Annotated in this window: 4 protein-coding genes; 1 reads left to right on the plus strand and 3 read right to left on the minus strand. The window is 67.6% G+C overall.

What is annotated here, in order from left to right:
* Positions 1 to 637: 637 nt before the first annotated feature.
* Together ssb and MZTS_RS22960 are read right to left on the minus strand one after the other, a co-directional pair.
* On the minus strand, positions 638 to 1,174 hold the full coding sequence (ssb, locus tag MZTS_RS22955; RefSeq protein WP_192285553.1) for a single-stranded DNA-binding protein: 537 nt from the start codon (positions 1,172 to 1,174) through the stop codon (positions 638 to 640).
* A 198-nt stretch (positions 1,175 to 1,372) separates the two neighbouring features.
* The gene (locus MZTS_RS22960; RefSeq protein WP_192285554.1) at positions 1,373 to 2,389 is read right to left on the minus strand and encodes an NADP-dependent oxidoreductase; all 1,017 of its coding nucleotides are present in this window, start codon (positions 2,387 to 2,389) and stop codon (positions 1,373 to 1,375) included.
* A gap of 115 nt (positions 2,390 to 2,504) precedes the next feature.
* On the opposite strand from MZTS_RS22960, the gene MZTS_RS22965 reads away from it, so the two are divergent.
* Positions 2,505 to 2,885 (plus strand): DUF4174 domain-containing protein, encoded by a 381-nt coding sequence (locus MZTS_RS22965; RefSeq protein ID WP_009864203.1) that lies wholly within the window; start codon positions 2,505 to 2,507, stop codon positions 2,883 to 2,885.
* Between the two features lie 72 nt (positions 2,886 to 2,957).
* Here MZTS_RS22965 and MZTS_RS22970 read toward each other — a convergent pair whose 3' ends face one another.
* Entirely contained in the window at positions 2,958 to 3,482 is a 525-nt protein-coding gene (locus MZTS_RS22970) for a hypothetical protein (RefSeq protein WP_192285556.1), read from the minus strand.
* Positions 3,483 to 3,654 lie beyond the last annotated feature (172 nt).

Here is a 3,654-nt window from a genome sequence, read left to right on the forward strand (position 1 = left end):
TCCGAAACTGCCTCGCCGCAGCCGGTTACGATACAGACTTGGCCGTCGCTACGTGAACGGGCACGGCTCTAGGCGTTCGCGACGGCCGTCATCTGACGCCGCTGCACGGTGAACGACTTTCCAGTGTTGTGCAGTTCGAAGACGTGGAAGAGGTTCGGTCACCAAACGGGCATTCCCCGAGCATCAATGACGGAGACGACGGTTTCGCCGTCGGGCATACGATGGGGTTCGACACGCTAGGGTCGAGGTTCGGGATATAAGCGGATGCTCCGCCGCGGAGATTAGAGATCCTTGTCTCTCGACCGCGTGACAGGCAAGGCAAGTCTCGAGTGGGCGCCGCCGCGCCCACTCGATGACACAAGTCACCGATATCTATCTCGATTTACTGTTTGGAGCGCGTTTTTCGGGCTCAGGATCATCAAGCGGCGGCGACCAGCCAAGAACGCAAGCGTTCGTCTGCGCACGCCGATTATTTATTGCTAGGTTTCAATGATTTATGGCTGTATTGGTCATTTATTTGCGCATCGGGATTTGGCGAGGGGAAAATAGTGGTCGATCATGGAAAATGGATCAGAGCCAGAGCTCTGATCCATCGCATTCGTTGGCGCGTTGTGGGTGCTCGTAATTACACAAGACTTCAGAACGGAATGTCGTCGTCGAGGTCATAGTTCGGCTTCGACCCGCCGCCACCGCCGGAGGAGGGCCGACGATCGCCGCCGCCGGAGCGGCTGGAACCGTAATCGTCGCGACCGCCGCGGTCGCCGCCCCGGCTGATCTGGCCGCCGCCGCCTTCGTCGTCTCCCGCGAAGTCACCGCCGCCACCACGGCCGTCGAGGATCGTCATCTCACCGCGGAAGCGCTGGAGCACCACCTCGGTCGTGTATTTCTCCACGCCGGACTGATCGGCCCATTTCCGGGTCTGGAGCTGGCCCTCGATATAGACCTTCGAGCCCTTGCGCAGATACTGCTCGGCCACGCGGGCGAGGTTCTCGTTATAGATCACCACCGAGTGCCACTCGGTCTTCTCCTTGCGCTCGCCCGACATCTTGTCCTTCCAGGACTCCGACGTCGCGATGCGCAGGTTCACCACGGGATCCCCCGAGGACAGGCGCCGGGTCTCGGGATCACGCCCGAGATTGCCGACGAGGATCACCTTGTTGACGCTGCCCGCCATCTCATCTCTCCATCCGATCCGATCTCACAGGGCATTCTTCGCCCGCGATGGTCGCGACTCTCGCGAGGTCCGGAAGGGGGAGCAAGCCGCCGGAACAGCTTGTGCCCGCTACACACCGACCTGCTTTCGTCATCGTGAACGTTCTATCTTTGTTCGTGGCGGCGGGCAAGCGGCCGGCGCCGGCCCGCGCCTTGAGCGTCAGGACACCTTGACCACGAGCTTGCCGAAATTCGCGCCCCGCAACATTCCGGCGAAGGCGGCGGGCGCGTTCTCCAGGCCCTCGACCACGTCCTCGCGAGCCCGGACCCGCCCGGCGCGCAGCCAGCCGCCGACATCGCGCAGGAAGTCGCCCTGCAAGGCGGCGAAATCCGAGACGATGAAGCCGCGCAGCGTCAGCCGCTTGGTCAGGATGGTGCGCATCAGGACCGGCGAGCGGTCCGGGCCGGGGGGCAACTCGCTCAGATTGTAGCCCGAGACGAGGCCGCAGACCGGCACACGCGCGAAATCGTTGAGGAGCGGCAGCACCGCGTCGAACACCGCGCCGCCGACATTCTCGAAATACACGTCGATCCCGTCCGGGCAGGCGCGGGCCAGGGCATCGGGGAAGTCGCTGGCCCGGTGATCGATGGCGGCGTCGAAGCCCAGCGTCTCGGTCAGGTAGGCGCATTTCTCCGCGCCCCCGGCGATGCCGACCGCCCGCGCGCCCTTGAGGCGGGCGATCTGCCCGACCAGGGAGCCGACCGGGCCGGCGGCGGCGGCCACGACGACCGTCTCCTGCGGTTGCGGCCGGCCGATCTCCAGAAGGCCGGCATAGGCGGTCATGCCGGGCATGCCGAGGACACCGAGGAACTGGCTCGGCGGCCCGTCCGCCGGATCGAGGCGGCGCAGGCCCTTGCCGTCCGACAGGGCGAATTCCTGCCAGCCGGAATAGCCGAGCACGAGGTCGCCCTCGGCGAAGGCGGGGTTCTCCGAGGCCACCACCTCGCTCACGGTCTGGCCGACCATGACCTCGCCGATCTCGACCGGCTTGGCATAGGATTTCGCCGCGCTCATCCGGCCGCGCATATAGGGGTCGAGGGAGAGCCAGCGGGTCCGCAGCAGCACCTCGCCCTGTTTCGGAGCCGAGGTGCGGCCCTCCTCCAGGCGAAAATGCTCGGGCTTCGGCTCGCCATGCGGGCGCGCAGCCAGCACGATCCGACGGTTGACGACTGCCATGGAACCTCCGGCGTTTCGGCAAACGGAACCCGGCAGATGGGTCGCGCGCTGGTTCCGGCAATGCGGTGCGGCGCGGGCATGGGGTTTCGCGATGGGTCGAAGAGGGTTTGTTCTGATGGCGGCAGTGGCGGCGCTCGGCGGTTCGGCGGCGGCGGCCGAGGATCCGCTGGCCGGTTATCGCTGGACGTCCCGGGTGCTGGTCCTGGCGGCGGGGGATGCGGGCGATCCGAAGCTCGCGGCGCAGCGTGAGGCTCTGGCCTCGGCGCGGGCGGGAGCCGCCGAGCGCGACCTCGTCACGCTGGAGGCGGTGGGGCCGGGAGAGAGGGCGGGCGCCCTGCGCCGGCATCTCGGCCTGTCGGGAGAGGGCTTCCGGGCCGTGCTCGTCGGCAAGGACGGCGGGGCGAAGCTGACCTCGGACGAACCGATCCCGCCGCAGCGTCTGTTCGCCACCATCGACGCCATGCCGATGCGGCGGGAAGAGGCGAAACGGCGGTGAGCGCAGGAAGCAAGGGGCGGATGGGAAAAGGGGCCGCGTGCGGCCCCTTCGACGTCGGATCCAGGCCGATGGTCAGTAGCAGCGCTCGACCAGAACCCGGCGATAGCCGTACGGCGTCCAGCGCACCCGCGGGACGGTGTAGCAGCCGCCGCCGTAATAGGGATCGTAGCCGACCGTCGAGTAGCCGTAGGGCCCACCCCAGCCGCCATAGCCGTAATAGGGACCGCCCCAACCACCGTAGCCGCCGTAGAGGCCGCCCGCCGCGAGGCCCAAGCCGAGGCCAAGTCCGACACCACCGAGACCGATACCGCGCCGGTAGCCCCAGCCGCCGTAGCCGCCGCGCCAGCCCCCGTAGCCACCGCGCCAGCCGCCGTAGCCGGCGCCGCGATAGCCGAAGCCACCCCCGCGGAAACCGCCGCCGAAGCCACCGCCGCGGAAGCCGGCACCGCGAAAGCCACCACCGAAGCCGCCGCCGCGAAAACCGCCGCCGAAACCGCCACCGTGGAAGCCGCCGAAACCCGGGCGCGCATCGGCGGTCGCCGGGATCATCATCAGCGCGCCGGCCATTGCCGCCGATGCCAGAACAACCCGTTTCATCAGATCGTCTCCACCCGAAGAGAATTGCTCCCCCGCAGGTTTTGAACGTCCGGCGGCAGGAAACGGTCCCTGCGACCTGCGGTCTCAAAGCAACGTGATCGTGTCGTCTGCGCAACGTCAGGTGTGATCACCGCCGGATCGGCGGAGGATGGGCGGGGCCGGGGTGCGCGGG

Origin of the sequence: Methylorubrum zatmanii (genome assembly GCF_014845115.1) — a bacterium.
Taxonomy (GTDB): Bacteria; Pseudomonadota; Alphaproteobacteria; order Rhizobiales; family Beijerinckiaceae; genus Methylobacterium; species Methylobacterium zatmanii.

What these genes read in the sequence shown, in the direction of transcription:
- ssb (WP_192285553.1), bottom strand. Translation starts at nt 1,174, where the DNA reads ATGGCGGGCAGCGTCAACAAGGTGATCCTCGTCGGCAATCTCGGGCGT.
- MZTS_RS22960 (WP_192285554.1), bottom strand. Translation starts at nt 2,389, where the DNA reads ATGGCAGTCGTCAACCGTCGGATCGTGCTGGCTGCGCGCCCGCATGGC.
- MZTS_RS22965 (WP_009864203.1), top strand. Translation starts at nt 2,505, where the DNA reads ATGGCGGCAGTGGCGGCGCTCGGCGGTTCGGCGGCGGCGGCCGAGGAT.
- MZTS_RS22970 (WP_192285556.1), bottom strand. Translation starts at nt 3,482, where the DNA reads ATGAAACGGGTTGTTCTGGCATCGGCGGCAATGGCCGGCGCGCTGATG.